At 73.0% G+C, this 19,163-nt stretch carries 7 protein-coding genes; all 7 read right to left on the bottom strand.

Annotation, left to right across the window (positions count from 1 at the left end; genetic code table 11):
* Positions 1 to 35 precede the first annotated feature (35 nt).
* Positions 36 to 7,799 carry a non-ribosomal peptide synthetase gene (locus MMA15_RS27230; protein WP_308290599.1) on the bottom strand — a complete coding sequence of 2,588 codons (7,764 nt, stop codon included), beginning with the start codon at positions 7,797 to 7,799 and terminating at the stop codon, positions 36 to 38.
* The gene (locus MMA15_RS27225; protein ID WP_308290598.1) at positions 7,682 to 8,683 is read right to left on the bottom strand and encodes a 3-hydroxyacyl-CoA dehydrogenase family protein; all 1,002 of its coding nucleotides are present in this window, start codon (positions 8,681 to 8,683) and stop codon (positions 7,682 to 7,684) included. Before MMA15_RS27225 ends, MMA15_RS27230 begins: the two co-directional genes overlap by 118 nt.
* A 36-nt stretch (positions 8,684 to 8,719) precedes the next feature.
* Positions 8,720 to 11,854, bottom strand: coding sequence for a condensation domain-containing protein (locus MMA15_RS27220; protein WP_241063529.1), 3,135 nt, complete (start codon positions 11,852 to 11,854; stop codon positions 8,720 to 8,722).
* A complete protein-coding gene (locus MMA15_RS27215) occupies positions 11,779 to 14,664 on the bottom strand; it encodes a beta-ketoacyl synthase N-terminal-like domain-containing protein (protein ID WP_241062811.1) in 2,886 nt (961 codons plus the stop codon). The genes MMA15_RS27220 and MMA15_RS27215 overlap by 76 nt, the downstream gene beginning before the upstream one ends.
* 82 nt (positions 14,665 to 14,746) lie before the next feature.
* A complete protein-coding gene (locus MMA15_RS27210) occupies positions 14,747 to 16,768 on the bottom strand; it encodes a non-ribosomal peptide synthetase (protein ID WP_241062810.1) in 2,022 nt (673 codons plus the stop codon).
* Positions 16,769 to 16,778: 10 nt separating this feature from the next.
* Positions 16,779 to 17,906: an HAD-IIIC family phosphatase gene (locus MMA15_RS27205; protein ID WP_241062809.1), complete on the bottom strand. Its 1,128-nt coding sequence runs from the start codon at positions 17,904 to 17,906 to the stop codon at positions 16,779 to 16,781.
* Positions 17,903 to 19,132: an acyl-CoA dehydrogenase family protein gene (locus MMA15_RS28370; protein WP_241062808.1), complete on the bottom strand. Its 1,230-nt coding sequence runs from the start codon at positions 19,130 to 19,132 to the stop codon at positions 17,903 to 17,905. The genes MMA15_RS27205 and MMA15_RS28370 overlap by 4 nt, the downstream gene beginning before the upstream one ends.
* Positions 19,133 to 19,163 lie beyond the last annotated feature (31 nt).

Here is a 19,163-nt window from a genome sequence, read left to right as displayed (position 1 = left end):
CCCCGTTCCGGCTACGGCCCGTCCCACGCTGGTGCTCACGGTGTGGCTCCCGGCGTGGTCGCGTCGCCCCGCAGATGCTCCAGCAGCACCTTGCCGATGTCACCGAGGGCGTCGGGGCGTCCCATGCCGCCGTGGGTGTGGTCGACGGTGCGCACATCGGGTTTGCCGCCGTCCAGATGCGGCAGCCACAGCTCGGCGGCGAGCTGGGGATCGGTCTCCCGCGCGGCGAAGACCAGCATGTTCCCGGTGAACCGGCCCGGCCGGTGTGCGCGGGAGAGCGTGCCGTTGTTGAGGAAGATCCGGCAGATCGCGGCGATCCTCGACTCGTCGAACGTGGCCAGCAGCCCCGTGCGGTCGCGGGCGATCTCCAGGAACCGCGGATACGTCAGCGTCTCCCCGGCCCACGCCGAAGGGTCGTAGCCGAAGAACTCCAGCACGAGCCCCAGCACCATGCCGACACCGCCGTCGGCCGGTGCTTCTGCCGTGTCCGCCGGCTGCGGCTCCTCCGGCCGGCCGGCTACCGCGCCGCCGGGGCCCGGCGGGAAGGCGTCGAGCACCGACAGCAGACCTACGCTCTCCCCGCTGCGCTGAAGCTGCACGGCCATCTCGTGGGCGACCAGCCCGCCGAACGACCACCCCAGCAGGTGGTAGGGGCCGGACGGCTGGACCTCGCGCACATGCGTCAGATAGTCCGCCGCCATCTCCTCCACGGTCGCGGGCAGCACGTCCGTACCGCCCAGGCCGCGTGCCTGGAGCCCGTAGACGGGCTGGTCGGCGCCGAGCGGCGTGGTCAGCCCGGCGTACGACCAGGCGATTCCCGCTGCCGGGTGTACGCAGAAAAGCGGCGGCCTGCTGCCCGAGTCGCGCAGCGGCAGCAGCACGTTGATGCCGCCCGTCTCCGACTGCCCGGCGTCATCGGGGGCTTGGGGAGCGGCAGCGTCCGCCTTCGCTTCCATCGATCCGTCCGCCGGGCCGCTGACTGTCCCGTCCATCGACCCGTCCCCGGGCCCCTCCGTGGACGCGATGGTGCCGACGCTCCTCGCGGGTTCGTGTGCCGCCGTCGTCAGCAGCTCCACGAAGCGGGCGGAGAGGGCCTCCACCCTGCCGCGTTCCAGGAGATGCGGACGGTAGTCGAACCGCAGGAACAGGCGCTCGCCGCGAGCGGAGACGATCAGCCCGAGGGGATAGTGCGGTGCGTCGTCGCCGCTGGCGCCCGCCAGGGTGAGCCCCGGTGCCGGTTCGCTCTGCACGCCGTCGATGGGGTAGTTCTCGAACGCCATGACGGTGTCGAACATGTCGCCCATGTTCGTGATGCCGCGGATCTCGCCGAGGCCGATGTGGTGGTACGGCATCAGCCGCGTCTGCTCGTGCTGGACTCGCACGAGCAGGCTGCCGATCGACTCGTCGGGAACGGTCCGCACCCTCGTCGGCACGGTGTTGATGAACAGCCCCACCATGGTCTCCACGCCCGGGAGTTCGGCCGGGCGGCCGGAGACCACGGAGCCGAAGACCACGTCGTCGCTGCCGGTCTCCAGGCCCAGCAGCACTCCCCAGCACGCCTGGAGCACGGTGTTGAGCGTGACCCCGTGGCGGCGGGCCATCTCCACCAGCGCCGTCGTGGTCTCCTCGGTGAGTTCGACCGCCACATGCTGTGCGGGCAGCGGCCTGAGATCGCCCTCGTCGGGGGCGAGCCTCGTGGTGGTGGCCAGACCCGACAGGGCGTCGCGCCAGGCGGCTTCCGCCTCGCCGGTGTCGACGTTCTCCAGCCAGGCGAGGTAGTCGCGGAACGGTGTGATCGCCGGAAGGTCCTCGTCGCTGCCGCCGGAGCCGCCGAGGGCCTGCCGGTAGAGGGCGAACAGCTCCCGCACGATCACCGGCAGCGACCATCCGTCGAGCAGGATGTGATGTGTGGTCAGCACCAGCCGGTAGCTGTTCTCGCCCGTCGTCAGCAGCATCATGCGGACCATCGGCGGCCGTGCCGGGTCGAAGGGGCGGCCCCGCTCGGCACGCATCATCAGGCGCGCCGTCTCCTCCAGCCGCTCCCCCATCATCGCGCCGCTCAAGTCCGCCTCACGCCACGGGAGTTCGGCGTCGGCGCAGATGACCTGCACGGGCTGGCGCATTCCGTCGTGGACGAAGGCGGCACGCAGATTGCCGTGCCGACGCAGCAGTTCCTGTGCGGCCTTGCGCATGAGGCGCGCGTTCAGCGTGCCCTCCAGGTCGAGGGCGAGCTGCACCGTGTAGAGGTTGTTCCTGGTCTCCTCCGCGCCGCCGTCGCCGTCCGGACCGTCGTCGCCGGTCTCGGCGAGGGAACCGAGCAGTACGTGGTAGAGCATGCCCTGCTGAAGCGGCGAGAGCGGCAGGACCTCCTCCAAGTCCGGGTGGGCCGCCTCCAGTTCGTCGATCTCGTCCTGGTCGAGACCGACCAGCGGGAAGTCCGACGGCGTGCGTCCGCCGGCGCCGGGCTGTGCCGCGTACTCGGCCAGCGAGTCGAGGATCTCGAACCAGGCGTCGGCGAGGGCCCTTACGGTCTCGTCGTCGACGACGCCCTCGGGCCATACGAACGACACGGACAGTTCCGTGCCTTCGTCGGCGTCCTGTGTCAGCGCGTTGATGGACAGCGGATGCGTCAGCGGCATACCGGCGTCCGCTCCGGCGCTCATCGCCAGCTCCGGCGCCGGTGCCCAGTCGCGCTCCCCGGACGCGGCGGGCAGCAGGAAACGCCCGAAGTAGTTGAAGCCGATGTGCCGTGGCGGAGCGGTGACGAGCGCGGGCGACGTCTCCGGATTCAGATAGCGCAGCAGCCCGAAGCCGATGCCCTTGTCCGGGATGGCGCGCAACTGCTCCTTCACACGGCGCAGCGCACGCCCCAACTCCTGTCCGTACGCCTGCTGTTGGCCGCCGCTGCTCGCGGCGTCGCCGGGCGCGAGTCGCACCGGGTACATGCTGGTGAACCAGCCGACGGTACGGGAGAGGTCGGCGCCCGGCACGACCGGTTCGCGTCCGTGGCCCTCCACGTCGATCAGCACCTCACCGCCGCCCCGGACTCGGCTCTCGCCCTCGCTGCCGGTCTCGTCGCCGAGGCAGCGCCGCACCGCGAGTGCGAGCGCGGTCAGCAGCACGTCGTTGATCTCGCAGTGGAACGCGGCGGGAATGGTGGTGAACAGATGCCGGGCACGCTCGGCGCCGTAGGTCAGCACATGGGACCGGGCGCTTGCCGTGGTGTCACGCGCCGGGTCCAGCGGGCGCTTCGCGAGCTGCGGCCCTTGCGTGTCCAGGATGCCGGTCCACAACGGAAGCTCGGCGAGGCGGTGTTCCTCCTTCGCCTGTGCGGACAGCGCCTGCGCCCACTGCCTCAACGGCGTCTCCACGGGCTGAAGTCGAGGCTGCCCGCCGGACTCCAGCGCCTCGTAGGCGGAGGAGAGGTCGGGCACGATGATGCGCCAGGACACCCCGTCGACGGACAGGTGGTGTCCCATGAACATCAGACGGCCAGGGGTGTCGGGGCCCGCGTCGAACCACAGGACCCGCACCATCGTGCCTGCCCGCACGTCCAGTTCCGACTTCGCGCGGGCCGCTTCACGGCCGACGGTGTCGACGAGATCGGCGTCCGGCTGTGAGACGGCGATACGGCGCACGCAGGAGGCGGCGGCCACCGAGCCGGGCGGGCGAACCACGAGACGCCAGTCCTTGCCCTCGGTGTCCAGCCGCAGCCGCAGGGCGTCGTGGTGGTCGAGGAGGGCCTGTACGGCCTTGGTGAGCACGTCCTGACGCAGTCCGCCCGGCACCTGGAGCAGCACCGCCTGGTGGAATCCGTCGACGGGACCGTCGAGTTCACGCAGCCAGTGCACGATCGGGATGAGCGGTACCTCGCCCACGCCGGAGGCGTTCTCGCCGCCCGACGCCCGGCCGGTCTCACGTGCCACCGCCGCGAGTGCGCGAACCGTCTTGTGCTCGAAGACGTCCTGCGGCGTGAGCACCAGGCCGGCCTTGCGCAACTGGCTCACGAGCTGGATGGAGACGATGCTGTCGCCACCGAGGTCGAAGAAGCTGTCCTCCGGGGCGACTTGGGGCAGCCGCAGCACGGAGGCGAAGGCTTCGGCGACCAAGTCCTCGCGGGAGGCGGCGGGTTCGGGTTCGGGTTCGTATGCCGGTCCGGGGTCTGGAGCTGGGTCTGGACCGGGGTCGGGGGCGGCGGCTTCGGTCGCAGGGGTTGTCGCCGGTGCCGGTGCCGATTCCGGGGCATGTGCGGCCGACGGCCGGTCCGGTTCGTGTGCTGGTTCCGGTTCCGCTTGCTGTGCCGACTCGGGCGAGGGCCGCTCCGCCGGTAGCGGCGCCCGCGCGGGCTCCACCGAGGCCCGCGTGTCCTCGGGTTCGGCGGACTCGCCGGGAGCCGGCTCGGCGGTGGCTGGCTCGGCGGTGGCTGGCTCGGCTGGCTCGGCGGGTTCCGGGGCAAGCTCCTGCTCGGACGGCCGCTCCGGCACCTGCTCTTGTGCCCGTCCCGATTCCGGCGTCGGCTCCGTCGCCGCGCGCCGCGTAGCGTCCTCACCGGCCGTCTGCTGCCCCCGCACCGGGCGCGGCACCGGCAGGGCCTCACGGTCGAGCTTGCCGCTGGGCGTGCGGGGCATCTCCGGTAGCACGGTCACCACTGCGGGAACGAGATACGCGGGAAGGCGCTCGGCCAGCCACTGCCGCAGTGCCTCCGGTTCCACCGGACCCGCGCCGCTCCCGTCCCCGGTACCTGTTCCCGCCCTGTTGGACGGCACGACGTATGCCGCCAGCCGCAGTTCGCCCTCGGTGTCCTCACGTACCGCGCACACCGCCTCGGCGACCTGGCCATGACGGCCGAGTACGGACTCCACCTCGCCCAACTCGATGCGGAAACCACGGAACTTGACCTGGCCGTCGATGCGTCCGAGGAAGTCGATCTGCCCGTCGTCCAGCCACCGCGCCAGGTCGCCCGTCCTGTACATGCGGCCGCCGGGCGCGCCGAACGGGTCGGCCACGAAGCGTTCCGCGCTCAGCCCCGGCCTGCGCAGATAGCCGCGGGCCAGTCCCTCGCCCGCCAGATACAGCTCGCCCGGCCTGCCGGGCTCGACCGGCTGAAGCGCCTCGTCCAGTACATAGGCACGCACGTGACCCAGGGGCCGACCGATGGAGGGGGCCGCGTCCTCGGGGGCTGTCGCGCCGTCCCATGCCGTGGCGTACACGGTCGCCTCGGTCGGTCCGTAGACGTTGAGCAGCCTCGTGCCGGGCATCGTCTCGCGTACCCGCTGCGCCAGGGAGGCGGGAAGGGCCTCCCCCGCCATCGACAGTGTCTTCGCGGAGAGCCGGAGCCCGCCGTGGTCGGTGAGCCTGGCCAGCACCGACGGAATCGCGCACAACAGTCCGCCCGACCAGCGCGGCGGGTCGCCGTCCAGCAGCGACAGCAGGTCCCGGACTACCTCTACGCGTCCGCCCGCGGTGAGCGCCGGGAAGATCTCCGCGACGGACACGTCGAAGCTGAACGACGTCGCCGCGAGGGTGTGTTGAAGAGCGTCCGTCCCGAACTCCTCGACGGCCCATGCGGTCAGCGCCGTGACCGAGGCGTGTGCGACGACCACGCCCTTGGGGGTTCCGCTCGATCCGGAGGTGTAGATGACGTAGGCGGGGTGCGCAGGCAGCAGTGGGTTGGCACGGTCGGCGTCGGTGAGCGGCGCGGGCGAGCGAAGGCCGCACTCCTCGGCGGTACGCGGGTCGTCGAGGACGATCAGCGGGGCCTGGGCCCCCTTGGCCGCCTGGGCTCCCATGGCTGAGGCGATGTCACGGCCCGCTCCGGCTTGGTCCGTCAGCACGCAGCAGGGGCGCGCGTCGCGGGCCATGAAGTTCAGCCGCTCCGCCGGGTAAGCGGGGTCGAGGGGCAGATAGGCCGCGCCGGACTTCAGGACGGCGAGCATCGCGACGATCGTCTCGGCGGAGCGGGGCAGCATCAGCCCCACGACCCGTTCGGGGCCCGCGCCGTGTTCCACGAGCAACCGCGCGAGCCGGTTGGCCCGTTCGTCGAGTTCGCGGTAGGTGAGGCTGACGGAGCCGTCGCTTACGGCCACGGCGTCCGGGTGCCGCGCGGCGGAGTCGTCGAGCAGACGGGGAAGTGTCGCGCCGTGCGGCGCCCCGGCCGCCCGGTGCGAGCCGGAACCGGGCCTCGCCACGACGGTGCCTGTGCCTGTGCCGCCGCCTTGAGCCCAGGACAGCACCGTGCGCCGTTCGCCGGGCGTCAGCAGGTCGAACGCTCCCACCGGGCGGTCGGGGCGGGCGACCGCCTCGCCCAGCAGACGCTCGAACCGCTCGCGGTGCGCGTCGAGTCGAGCCGGGGAGAAGCGCCCGGCGGCGCCCATGAAGGTGATGCTCAGGGTGCGGTCCGCCGGGTCCTCGTCGATGACGACGCGCAGTTCCCCCGCGGCGTCCCCGGCCGCCGGCCCGTCGCGGCCCACGCGGCGCACGGATGCCGGATGGTCGCCGAAGCGGATCTCCTGTGCGGCCGTACGTACGTCGACGACCGTCGTGTAGAGGCGGCCCGCGGAGGCGTCCGCGGCGCTGCCCGCAAGGCCGAGCTGTTCGCGCAGCTCCTCGTGACGGAATCGCTGATGGCGCCGCACGCGGCGGCTCTCCAGCGCCACGTCCCTCGCCAGTGTGGTGAAGGCCGTACCGGAGGCGACGCTCAGCCGCAGTGCCGCCACATCGCCCGCCGCGCCCGCAACGCGCCGCAGGGCGCGGCGAGTTCGGCCGTCGACGGGCAGGCCCAGCACCACGTCGCTGCCGCCGGTCATCCTGTGCACATACGCGGCGACGGCCGCCAGCAGGACCGCGGAGGGGTCGGTGCCGGTGTGCCGGGTCGCGGCGCGCACCAGTGCGCTCGCCTCCGCGGTGAGGGACACGGTGCGCGAACTCGCGGTGCCGCCCGGCCCGTGGATCGCGGCGGCGGTGTCGCCTGCGGAGCCGCGCGCCGGGCCGGAGGCGGCGAGAGAGAGCGGCTCGGGCCGGTCCGCGAACCTGCCGAGCCAGAACGCACGGTCGCGGGCGGGCCGTTGGGTGCCCCGGTAGTCGGCCTCGTCGGCGTGGAGCGCGGACAGCGGTACGAGCCTGTCCTCCTCGTGCGTCCAGCCCTCCGCGCGGGCGGTGTAGACCTCGGCGACGCGGCGGGTGATCAGGCCGCAGCCGAACTCGTCGAGTACGCACGGGTGATGACGGTGGAACCAGCGGAAGCGGTCGCTCGCCAGTCGGATCAGGGCCTGGCTCGACAGGGCGTCCGTGGGCTCCAACGGCCGTTCCAGCTCGGCCTGTTCCCACTCCCGTGCCGCAGCCGCCGGCTCCGACTGGGCGCTCATGTCCACCAGCGGCAGGGGGAATTCGCCGTCGGCCTCCAGCAGCGGCGCCCCGGCGGCGTCGCGCCGGTCGCCTGTCTCCTCCGGCCGTGTGCCGGGCTGCGTGCCGCGGTCGCGGGCACGTGCGACACGCAGGCGCAGCGCCTCGCTCTCGCCCGTCACCGTGCGTACGGCGTCCACGAACAGCGAGGCGTCCAACGCCCCCCGGATCTCGACGACTTCGGCGACCCACGGGACGGGACCTCCGACGCCGCCGGCCGGCTGTCCGGCGCCAGATCTCCCGGCCGGCGGCGGACAGCCGGACGGGCTCAGTGTGGTGGTCAGCCATGACTGGTTTCTCCCCGTGGGACGAGCGGGCTGTTCGGATAGTGGTGGAACCCCCGGCCGGCCTTGCGGCCGACGCTGCCTTCGGCGACGAGCTTCGCCAGCAGCGGGCACGGCTGGAAGCGTTCGTCGCCGGTGTGTTCGCGGAGCACGTCGAGGGTGTCGGCGACGGTGTCGAGCCCGATGAGGTCGCCCGTGCGCAGCGGGCCCATGGGGTGGCCGAAGCACTCCTGGAAGACGCGGTCGACCGTCTCGGCGTCGGCTGTGCCCTCGTGCAGCACGTACGCGGCCTCGTTGACGGTGAGCATCAGCACGCGGTTCGTCACGAAACCGGGACCGTCGCCCACCACGAGGGGCTTCTTGCCCATGCCCTCCAGCAGGTCCAGGGTGCGGGCGAGGGTCTCGTCGCCGGTGTGCGGCGAACGTGCCACCTCCACGGCGTCCTTGAGCGGCGCCGGGTTCATGAAGTGCGTCCCTATGACGCGGTCGGGGCGGCGCGTGAAGGAGCCGAGGCGGGAGATCGGTATGGCCGAGGTGCAGGAGGCGAACACGGTCTCGGGGCCGCACAACTCGTCGAGTGCGCGCAGCACTTCCTCCTTGAGGGGCTCACGTTCCCGCACGCACTCGACGACGTAGCCGGCGTGCGCCAGGTCGGACAGTTCGGCGGAGAACCGTACGAGCGCGGCGGGGTCCGCCGGCTCCGGCCTGCGTGCCGCTCCGCCCGCCGCGCCGCCGGCTCCGGCCTGGTCCTGGTTCCCGCCGACATCCGGGTTTCCGCCGCCGCCCTGGCTCTCCGGGCGTCTGCCCCGCAGCAGGCTCTTCAGCCGCAGCCCGGCCCGCAGCCTCGCGGCACCGTCCCGGCGCGCCTCGGCGGCCGGGTCGACGACCACGACGGGATGGCCTGCCTGTGCGAAGCACTGGGCGACGCCGACGCCCATGGTGCCTGCGCCGACGACGCCCACCGGCGCGGCCGTCTCGATGTCCTTGGATACGCCCACGGTCGCGGGGCCTCCTTCGCTGCGTTCCGTTCGGGGTCAGGCGGGGTGCGGCCCTGCGGCGGGCCCGGCGTCGGGTGAGGCGGCGTCCCGCCACAACTCGGCGAGGGGCACGGCCGGTTCACGCATGCCGAGCCTCAGCAGCGTGACGACGCCGTCGGTGACGGCGGCGGCCGTATCGGCGTCGAAGAGTTCCGTGCGGTACTCGACGGAGATGCTCAGCGCGTCCGGCTCAGGCCCCTCCAGCACCGACCAGGCGAGGTCGTAGGGGCTGGTGCCGGGCTCTCCGGGCAGCAGCAGCCGTGCCGCGCGGGAACCGGGCCAGCTCACTCCCCGCACGTCGAGGCCCGCCGCGGAGCCGAGGTCCCGCGGCAGCGCGTGGTGTGCGTAGGTGACGTCGAACAGCGGCTCACGCCCGGGTTGCCGCGCGGGCCGCAGAGCCCTTACGACGTCGTCGAACGGCACGTCGGCGTTGCCCCGTGCCCCGGCGATCACCTCCCGGACATGGGCGGCGAGATTGCCGAGGCCCAGGTCGCCCGACGTGTCGATGCGCAGCGTCAGCGGATTGGCGAACGGGCCGAGGATCTCCCCCAGCGCGGGGGCGGGCCGCTCCGCGCCGAAGCGCCCTGGACGCGGCGAGTCGGTGTCGGGCGCCGACTCGGTGAGGCCGATGTGCGCCTCGTCGGCGCCGGAGCGCAGGGACAGCAGAGTCGCTATGCACGCGAGCAGGCGCTCCCGTGCGCCCGCCTGAATCACCTCCCGGGCGAGCGGTGCGGGCAGCCGCACTCCGTGGAGGGCGCCGGTGTAGGTACCGCGCATGGGCCGCGGCCTGTCTGCCGTCGTCTCGAAGGTCCTCAGGGAGCCCAACCGGCGCTGCCAGTAAGCGAGTTGATCGTCGAGCAGTCCGTCCTCCCGCAGACGGCGCTGCCACTGGGCGTAGTCGTCGTAGCTGACGGGAAGCGCCGCCGGGCCGGTCGGGAGGCCGCCGGAGCGGGCGGCGTAGAGGGCGAGCAGGTCCCCGAAGAACACACCGGGCTGAGCACCGTCGTAGACGTCCCGGTGAGTGGTGACGACGAGGATGTGGTCGGCGGGGCCGGTCGTCAGCAGCAGCGCCCTCAGGGGGGAGCCGGTCGCCGGGTCCACGGCCGTGCGCGCGTGCGCCGCGGCCAAGTCCCGTGCGGCGGCCTTCGGGTCCGTACGGCCGGAGACGTCCACGACGCTGAGGAAGCCCGCCGCGCCGTCCCGTGCGAGCGGCGCGAGGGGCTGCGCGCTGGTGACGGGGAAGCGGGCGCGCAGCACGTCGTGCCGCTCGGTCAGATCGTCGAACGCGGCCCGCAGCGCGTCGGCGTCGATGTCGCCGCGCAGGCGGAGGCAGGCGGAGACCGCCGCGGAAGGGGTGGGGACGGCAGGGGCGGGTGCGGCAGAGAGGGGCTCGGCGGTTTCGGGTTCGGCAGGCTCGGCGGTTTCGGGCCCGGCGGCTTCGGCTTCCGGTGTGCCGGAGTCTGTGCCGGGTCCGCGGCCGGTGCCGTCCTGCTCCGTCTTCTCCGGTGGTGCGGCGGGCAGTTCCAGATGGTTCACGTCCGGGTCGTCCACCGCCGCCCAGAGCAGATCCAGCAGACGACGCGTCATCGTCTGCACGGTGCCCGCGTCGAAGAGCCGCGTGCTGTACTCCAGGGCGACCTCGAGCTCTTCGACGTCCGGCCGCTCCGCGACCACGAACGTGAGGTCGAACTTGGCCGTGCCCGGCGGCAGTCCGGGGAAGAGCGGCGTCTCGTCCTCCTCGCCGCCCGGCCGCCCCGGGTTGAACGTGCTCTCCCCGAACGAGAAGTCCGGCGGCAGCGTCTGGTGCACGTACATCACGTCGAAGATGGGGTTGCGGCTCGGGTCGCGGTCCGGGGCGACCTCCCGTACGACCCTGTCGAAGGGGATCTCCTGGTTGTCCATCGCGCCGAGCACGACCGCCCGTACGCGCCGCAGCAGTTCACGGAAGGTGGGTTCGCCGGAGAGGTCGGAGCGAAGGGCGATGGTGTTGTTGAAGAAGCCGAGCAGGCCCCACAGTTCGGGCCTGCTGCGGCCGATGGTGGGTGTGCCGACGACGATGTCGCGCTGACCGGACCAGCGGGAGAGCAGCACGTCGAGTCCGGTGAGGATCACCATGAACAGCGTCGCCGTCTCCCGGCTGCCCAACTCCCGCAGCTTGCGGACGAGTTCGGCGGGGACGGTGAATCCGTGTGTGGCTCCCGCGAAGTCCATGCGTGCGGCCCGCGGCCGGTCGGTGGGCAGCTCCAGCACCGGTGGACTGTCCAACTGGCGGCGCCAGTAGTCCAGTTCACCGTCCAGCAGTGAGCCTTCCAGCAGGTCGCGCTGCCAGCGGGCGTAGTCCTTGTACTGCACGGGCAGCGGCTCGGGCCGGTGTACGCGGCCCTCGCAGCGGGCCTCGTAGAACTTCAGCAGTTCGCCCATGAGGATCTGCGGCGCCCAGCCGTCGTTGACACCGTGGTGCATCGTCCAGCAGAACAGATAGTCGCCCGGTCCGATGCGTACGACGGTGACGCGGACCAGCGGGTCGCGGGCCACGTCGAAGACCCAGTGCGTCTCCTTCTGCACGGCGGCGCGGGCCGCCGCCTCCGGGTGAGGCTCGCCGGAGACGTCGAGCACGCGGAAGAAGTCGCCGAGTTCGGGGCGGATCACGAGCCGCGGACGGCCGTCCGCCTCCGCGAAGTTGGAGCGCAGTACCTCGTGCCGCTGGGCCAGGTCCTCCCAGGCGAGGCGGAGCGCTTCGAGGTCCGGCTCGCCGCGCAGCCGGGAGGCGCCGGGCAGGTTGTAGAGGGTGGTGGACGGGTCGAGCTGGTGGTGGAACCACATGCGCTCCTGCCCGTAGGAGAGCGTCGGCTCCTGCCCGGGGCGTACCGGCGGCAGCCTGTGCGCACCGGCGGCGGGCGCCTCCCGCTCGCCGGTCTGCTGCTGCGAATCCGCCTCGTCATGGTTCTCGGCGGCTTCAGCGGTCCCCGGCATGCGCTCGGTGATGGCCCCGGCCAGGTCGGAGACGAGGGGGTGGGCGTAGATGTCGACGAGCTTGAGCGCGGCACCGTACCGGCTCAGTACGCGCTCGATGAGCTGGAGCGCGATGACGGAGTTGCCGCCGATGGAGAAGTAGTCTGCCGTGGGCGGCACTTCGTCGGCGTACAGCAACTCGGCAAGAGTCTGCCGCAGCCACGGCAGTACATCGGCGGTGTCCGTGCCGCCGGGCAGCAGGCCGTCCGGCGACGAGTCGCCGGGTGCGTCGGCCTGCCCGGTCCCGGCCTTGGGCTGCGTCTCCGGCTCCTGCTCGTAACCGGGCCCCGGCTTCGGCTCGGGCTCGGGGTCCGGGTCGGGGCCGGGGTCGGACTGCGGCTGCGGCTGCGGCTGCGGCTGCGGCTGCGGCTGCGGCTCTGCCAGCGGTACGAGCGGCTTACGACCGGTGACGGCGGGGGCAACGGGCGCCTCCGGGGCACCGGCCTGCGACGCCGCACCGTCGAACTCGTCGCCGTCGACGGCCTGTCCGGGTCCGCCATCCGCCACGGGATCATCGGCACCGGCTCGGAGAGCGGCACGGGTCGCGGGCGGCAGCCCCGCTGCGGGAGCCACGGGCCGCTGCTCGGGAGGCGTCTCGCGGGGCTCCAACTCCGGTAGGGCCGAAGGCGGTTGCACGGGTGGCGCCGTGAGCTCCCCGGAGGCGGCGCCGCCCAGGCCGTCGAAGCGGATGACGTCGCCGGGCGGCCTGGCCCAGCAGCGCACCCCCGGAACGGATGGCCGGGCAGCGGGGCCCTCCGGGGCTTCGGCCCGGGGCCGGTGTCCGTCCGCAACGACTCCCAGTTCAGGTCGAGTCCGGCCTCGTAGAGCAGCCGCAGCACCTCCAGCACATCCTCGGTGTCCTCGCCGAGCGTGGTCACGAGCGCGTCGGAACGCCCGTGAAGGTGCCGTGAGAGCTGGTCGCTGATCTCTCCTCGTGCGGCGAGTTCTACGAACACCGCCGGGCCGGAGGCCAGTTGCTCCTCCACGGCGGCACGTAGCCGGTCGGGCCGCAGCGGGCCTCCGTAGATCTCGTCCGCTCCCCCGTCTCCTGTGCGGGCGCCGTCCGTGCGCGTCCCTTCCGGACCGCCGCTGCGGGCGTTCCTGGCCCTCTCCAGGGATCGGGTGTCGGCGGCGGTCAGCCTGCCCTGGAGATAGCGGACGGCGTAGCGGGAGACACCGGAGCTGATGAGGCCCGCCACGGTCACACCGGCCTCCTTCAGCCGTGCGTACGCGGCGAGTTGGGCACGTACACGTGCGGCCGGGCCGTCGGGGAGCGGCAGCGGCCCGGGCAGCGGCGCGCCCTCACCGGCCGGTGCGCCGGTGGCGTCGCCGGACAGCAGCAGCACGACACGGGGCGCCGACGAGGCGCCACCTGCGGCGGGGACGCCCTCCAGCCGCCACCATGTGACCTGCGCGGCGAGCTTCAACGCGAGGTCGGGCACGGTGCGTGCGATCACGCCGAGGCGGTGCGGGTAGTGGTCGCGGCCCTCGTTGAGGGTGAGCGCGACGTCCGCCAGCCTGCGGGGCCGGTCGCGCAGTTCGAGCGAGAGCCGCCCGCAGAGCGTGACGAGATCTTCGGCGCTGCGTGCGGAGACGAGTATCAACTGCGGCCTGCGCGACGGCGGTTGAACACCCGGCAGGGCGGGCGGCTGCTCGACCACGCAGTGGGCGTTGACGCCGCCGAGGCTGAAGGAGCTGACGCCGGCCCTGCGCACGTCGCTTTCCCAGGGCCGGCGCGAGGTGACCACGTCGAGGCGTGCCGCGTTCAGATCGACGTCCTCGGCGGGGCGTGTGAAGTGCAGCGTCGGATACAGCTCGGCGTGCCGCACGCTGAGGACGGTCTTCACCAGTCCCGCGATTCCCGCGGCGTGGTCGAGGTGCCCGAGGTTGGTCTTCACCGAGCCGATGGGCAGCGGCGCGTGTGCGTTCGCGGTGCCGGATCGGGCGAGGGCGAGGCCCTCCACCTCGACGGCGTCGCCCAGCCGGGTGCCGGACCCATGAGCCTCCACATAGCCCGCGGCCGAGAGGTCCAGTCCGGCGTTCCGCCAGGCCCTGCGGATCGCCTCGGCCTGCGACTTGGCGCTGGGCGTGGCGATCGTCGCCGAGTGCCGCCCGTTGTGCACCACGGCGCTGCCCCGGATCACCGCGTGGATGAACGCGCCCTCGTCCAGGGCCCGTTCGAGGGTGGTGAGCAGCAGCACGGCTCCGCCCTCGCCCGCCGCCGCACCGTCGGCGCCCTCGTCGAACGCACGGCACCTGGCCGTGGGCGAGGCGATGCCGGGAAACGCCCCGACCGTGGCGGCGGGAGGCACGACGTGACGGACGCTCACGCCGCCGACGACGGCGAAGTCGGCGTCGGCGTCCCGCAGTTCACGCGCGGCGTGGTGCACGGCGACGAGCGAGCCGTTGCAGCCGGTGTCCACGCCGTAGCAGGGGCCGGTGAAGCCGAAGAGGTGGGAGACGCGGGTGGGAAGCCCGCAGGGGATGTTGCCGATCATGGAGAGGGTGCCCACCTCGCGGACGAGGGGCGCATAGCCGTTGGTCGGCGAGCTGAAGACCACGGCCGTGCGGGTGTCCCGCATGCGCGAGGTGGCGTATCCGGCGTTCTCCAGTGCCTCGTGGGTGAGTTGCAGCGCCAGCCGGTGCTGGGGGTCGGTGATCTCCGCCTCGCGGCGGGAGAGTCCGAAGAACTCGTGGTCGAAGAGGTCGATCCGGTCGAGGTAGCCCTGGTGCGGATAGTCGACGGACGGGTCCTGGCAGCAGGCCTCGGCCCGCTCGGGCGGCATGGCCCGCACGGAGTCGCGCCCGGCCCGCAGGTTCGCGCGGAACTCGTCGAGGCTGCCGGCCTGCGGGAAGAGCGTGGCCACGCCGATCACCGCGATGGCGGCCCCTTCGTGCGCCGCGCCTGACGTACCGCTCGTCCCGCTCATTCCGGCCTTCCCGTTCATGGCAACCTCACCAGCACTCCACCGCTCCCGCCGCATCGTCGACCCGGCCGGCGGGCACCTTGCGTCACAACTCGTAGGCGGACGGGACGTGTTCGTCCCGCCGCGTCCGCACACCCAGCCGGGCGGTCAGCGCCTCGGCCTGTGCGGCGATCGTGGTGAGGTCGAACAGCTCGCCCACGCGCAGCACTCCGGGCCATTTCCGTTCCAGCCGCTTGTGCAGGTCGATGACCCGAAGCGAACTCCCGCCCACCGAGAAGAAGTTGTCGTCCGGGCCGGACTCGCCGTGGCCCAGCACGGCGGCCCAGATCTCGGTGACGGCCCGCAGATGGCCCGCGGGGTCCGCCGCGACGGCACCGGACGCGTGCCCGCCGTGCGCGTCCCGCCCGTCCTGCTCGGAGGAGGCAGGGCTCCTGGCCTCGAAGGGGACCGGGGCCTGGGCCTCGAAGGAGGCAGGGTCTTGGGCGATCATCGCGGCCAGGGCGTTGCGGTCCGCCTTGCCGCTGGAGCTGCGCGGCATCCGCTCCAGCGCGTGGAAGAGCACCGGGACGGCCTGTTCCACGAGGTGTTCGCCGCAGTGCTCGCGCAGTTCGGCCCATGCCGGTGCCGGATCGCCGGGCGTGACGGGGGTGAGGAACGCCACGAGCCGGGGTTCCGCTGCCGAGGTGTCGTACAGCACGACCGCCTGCCCGACGCGTGGGTGGGTCTCCAACACGGCCTCGGTCTCGCCCAGTTCGACACGCGTACCGCGGATCTTCACCTGGTGGTCCGTCCTGCCGTGGCAGTGCAGCGCGCCCGACGCGTCCACGTGGGCGATGTCGCCCGTGCGGTAGAGGCGCGCACCGGGAGGCCCGTACGGGTCGGCCACGAACCGTTCCGCGGTCTTGGCGGGCTGCCCGGCGTAGCCGAGGGCGACGAACCCGCCGCCGATGTACAGCTCGCCGCGCTCCCCCCGGGGCACCTCCCGCAGGCGCTCGTCCAGCACACGTGCCTCGGCGCCGCGCCAGGGCCTGCCGATGGGCACGCGTTCCCAGGACGGGTCGACCCCGGGCTGGACGGTGCACGAGATCGTCGTCTCCGTCGGGCCGTACTCGTTCGCCAGCGGAGTCCCCGGCAGCCGCTCGTGGTGGAGGCGTACCAGGTCCTGGGTGCAGGGCTCCCCGGCCACGACGACGAGCCGCAGGGTGCCGGGCAGCAGCCTGCTCTCCGTCAGCAGCGCCCGGTAGTAGGACGGGACGACGATGAGGTGCGTGGCGCTGAACTCGCCCGCCAGCCGGGCCAGTTCGTGCACCTGCCGGAGCTGCTTGTCGTCGGGGAGCAGCAGGGTGTGGCCGTTGGCGAACGACCAGAACATCCCGCCCAGCATCCCGTCGAACGACAGCCGCATCGCCATCAGGAACGTGGAGTGCCCCGAGCCGTAGACCCACTCTCTGGGGCTGATGGACGTGGCGAGCTGGCCCCGGCTGACGAGCACTCCCTTGGGGGTGCCGGTGGAGCCCGACGTGCAGACGATGTACGCGGGCGCGGTCTCGGGGACGTCGGCGTCACCGGGGCCGCGAGCGCCGGTGCTCGTCGACTGCTCGCCCTCGGCGGCGAGTTCGCGTATGCCGAGGCCCGCGACGTCATAGGCCGTGGTGCCCTCCGGCAGCTCCGCCAGCGCCGGATCGGGGCCGGAGACGACGACCACCGCGCAGTCGGTGTCGGCGAGCAGCGCCCGCAGCCGCCCGTTGGGCTGGTCCGGTTCCACCACGGCCCAGGCCGCGCCGGTGCGCAGGGCGGCGAGCATGGCGGTGACGGCGAGGGCGTTCTGTTCCAGCCGGATGCATACGACGCGTCCGGGGCCCGCTCCCCTGCGGCGGAGCCGGTCGGCCAACGCCGCGGAGGCCAGGTCGAGTTCACGGTAGGTGACTTCCGCTCCTCCGACGATCAGTGCCGTCGTGGCGGGCGTGCGGGCGGCCTGCCGGCGGAACCTCGTCAGCAGGGAGGCGGACGTGGCGGAGTCCGCCTGCTCTCCCGGGGCCGCGTCGCCCCGGGTGCCTTCGCCGGGCTGCGGGTCTGTGCCGGGCCTGTCCGTGGAGTCGTACTTCACCGTGGCCCCCTCAGTCCGTACCGCTGACGACTCGGACGTGGCCGTGCCGCCGCGGGCCCAGCCGCTGCGGATCGAAGGCGAGGACGACGGGTGCGGCGGGGCCGCCCGCACCGCCCGGCCGGCCACCACCGGCATCGCCGTCTGTGCCCTGTGGGCCCGTGCCGTCCTCGACCGGCGCGAAGCCCGCGAAGCGCAGCGTCACCAGCATGTTGCGGTTGGCCTCGGTGGGTACGAAGTGAGCGACGGGGCGGCGTCCGCCGTCGACCGCCTCGCGGACCAGATGGTCCAGGAGCACCGTGCCCACGCCCCGGGAGGCGACCCGGCACGACATCAGCATCAGCCGCAGCACGGCGTCGGCGGCGGTGAGTTCGGTGACGGCGAGGCCGATGATCCCGTAGTCGCCGAAGCGGTCGCGCAGTTCGGCGACCCGCACCCGGTGGCCGGGCGAAGCCGTGAGCCGCCGCAGCTCGTCCGCGTCGTAGGTCACGCCGGAGGTGTTCAACTGGTGTGTCCGTACGGTCAGTTCACTGGCCCGCGCCAGATCGTCCTCGGTGGCGTCCCTTACGGTCATCTCCAGCTCCAGGGAGGCGAGGAAGGCCCGCCGGTCCTTGCCGTCCCTGTCGAACTCCTCCTCGGCCGCCCTGCGTCGCCGCTCCGTACGGTAGAGCTGCCGTCGCCTTCCCGCCTCGCCGGTGGTGAACCCCGGCTGGAATTCGGCGAGATCGGGCAGCGCGCCCGCCTGTTCGGCCGGATAGCAGCGCACCGTCGGCAGCGCGGAGGAGACCTCCGCGCGCTCCACGGGGTCGTTGTCGACGAAGGCCACGGTGTCGAGACCTATGTTGAGCGTCTCGGCGATGCGGCGCACCGCGTCGGACTTGACGCCCCAGCCGACCTGCACGTCGCAGAACCACTCCTCCAGTCCGTGCCGGTCGAGATGGCGCTCGGTGAGGGCGTACTCGCCGCGGCTCGCGGCCGCGTGCACGATGCCCCGCTCGTCGAGCACGCGCAGGGTCTTCAGCGCTCCGGGGAACGGTTCGGGCTCGTCGCCCTCCAGGACCACCCCGTCCCACAGGGTGTCGTCCAGGTCCCAGACGAGGCACTTGACGACGGGCCCGTGCGCTTCCCCGGCGGCGGTCATGACCGCACCTCCGGCGCCTGTCCCGAAGTCCGCTCCGAGGTCTGCGCCGTGCCCCGAGGAGCGGCCTGAGCGGCGGCCTGGCCTCCGGGCACGGCTCGACCGGCGTGGCGGCGCAGCAACTGCTCCGCGATGTGGAGTTCGGCCACCTGCTGCGCTCCTTCGATGATCTCCATGATCTTGGCGTCCCTGAAGTGCCGTCCGGCACGGCTGCCGGGCTCGCAGCCGGCCGAACCGAGGATCTGCACGGCGCTGCTGCTCGCGGACGCGGCTGCGGCAGCGGCGGCGTACTTGGCGACGATCGTCTCCGTCACCGCGCCCGTCGCTCCCGAGGCGCGGAACTCGGCCGCGCGCAGGGCGAGTTCACGTGCTCCGGCGGTCTCGACCGCGGCCCGCGCCAGCAGTGCCCGCACCGACTGGTGGTCGGCGAGTGCGACGCCCTGCTGCCTGCGGCCCGCGGCGTGTGCGGCGGCGTCCTCGACGCACGCCTCGGCCATGCCGACGCACCCCCACGCCACGGTGAACCGCCCGTGGTCGAGTGCCGCGGCGGCGACATGGGAGAGGCCCAGCCCGGCGGGGGCGACGAGATTGCCTCGCGGCACGCGGACCTCTTCGAGCCGGACGTGTGCGATACGGGCGGCGCGCATGCCCAGCTGGCCGTCCACCGGTTCCCGGCTGACGCCGTCCCGGTCGGTCTCCACGAGGACGGCGGCAGGTCTGCCGCCGTGCTGTGCGAGCACCAGCAGCAGATCCGCGACCTGCCCGAAAGTGATCCACTTCTTGTGTCCGCTGACGGTCACATGCTCGCCGTCGGCTACGTCCTCGATGCTTGTGGCGACACCGGCCAGTGCGCTGCCCGCGGCCTCCTCCGTGGCGGCGAGGCCCGCGGTCAGCTCACCTGACGCGAGCCGGGGCAGCCACCGTGCGCGCTGCTGCTTCGTACCCCAGCGGCGCAAGGCCGCGGCGACCATGCCCTGCACCGTCACCAGGCCGCGCAGCGCGCTGCACACGCTGCCCAAGTGCGCGCAGATCTCCCCGAGTTCGGCGGGCGTGAGTCCCGACCCGCCGTACTCCTCGGGAAGGTCCGCGGCGAGCAGGCCCGCGGCGGCGACCTCCTTGCGTACGGCCTGCGGCAGTCGGCCCTCGCGGTCCCAGCCGGCGGCGCGGTCCCGCATCTCCGCCGCGAACCGCGCGGCTTCGGCGACGAGCGGCGAGCCGGGCGGACTCACCTTGCCGGAGCCTGCGTTCGGCCGGGTCGCT

Origin of the sequence: Streptomyces marispadix, from assembly GCF_022524345.1 — a bacterium.
In the GTDB taxonomy this organism is placed as follows: Bacteria; Actinomycetota; Actinomycetes; order Streptomycetales; family Streptomycetaceae; genus Streptomyces; species Streptomyces marispadix.
This window is presented reverse-complemented; position numbering and strand designations above follow the sequence as displayed.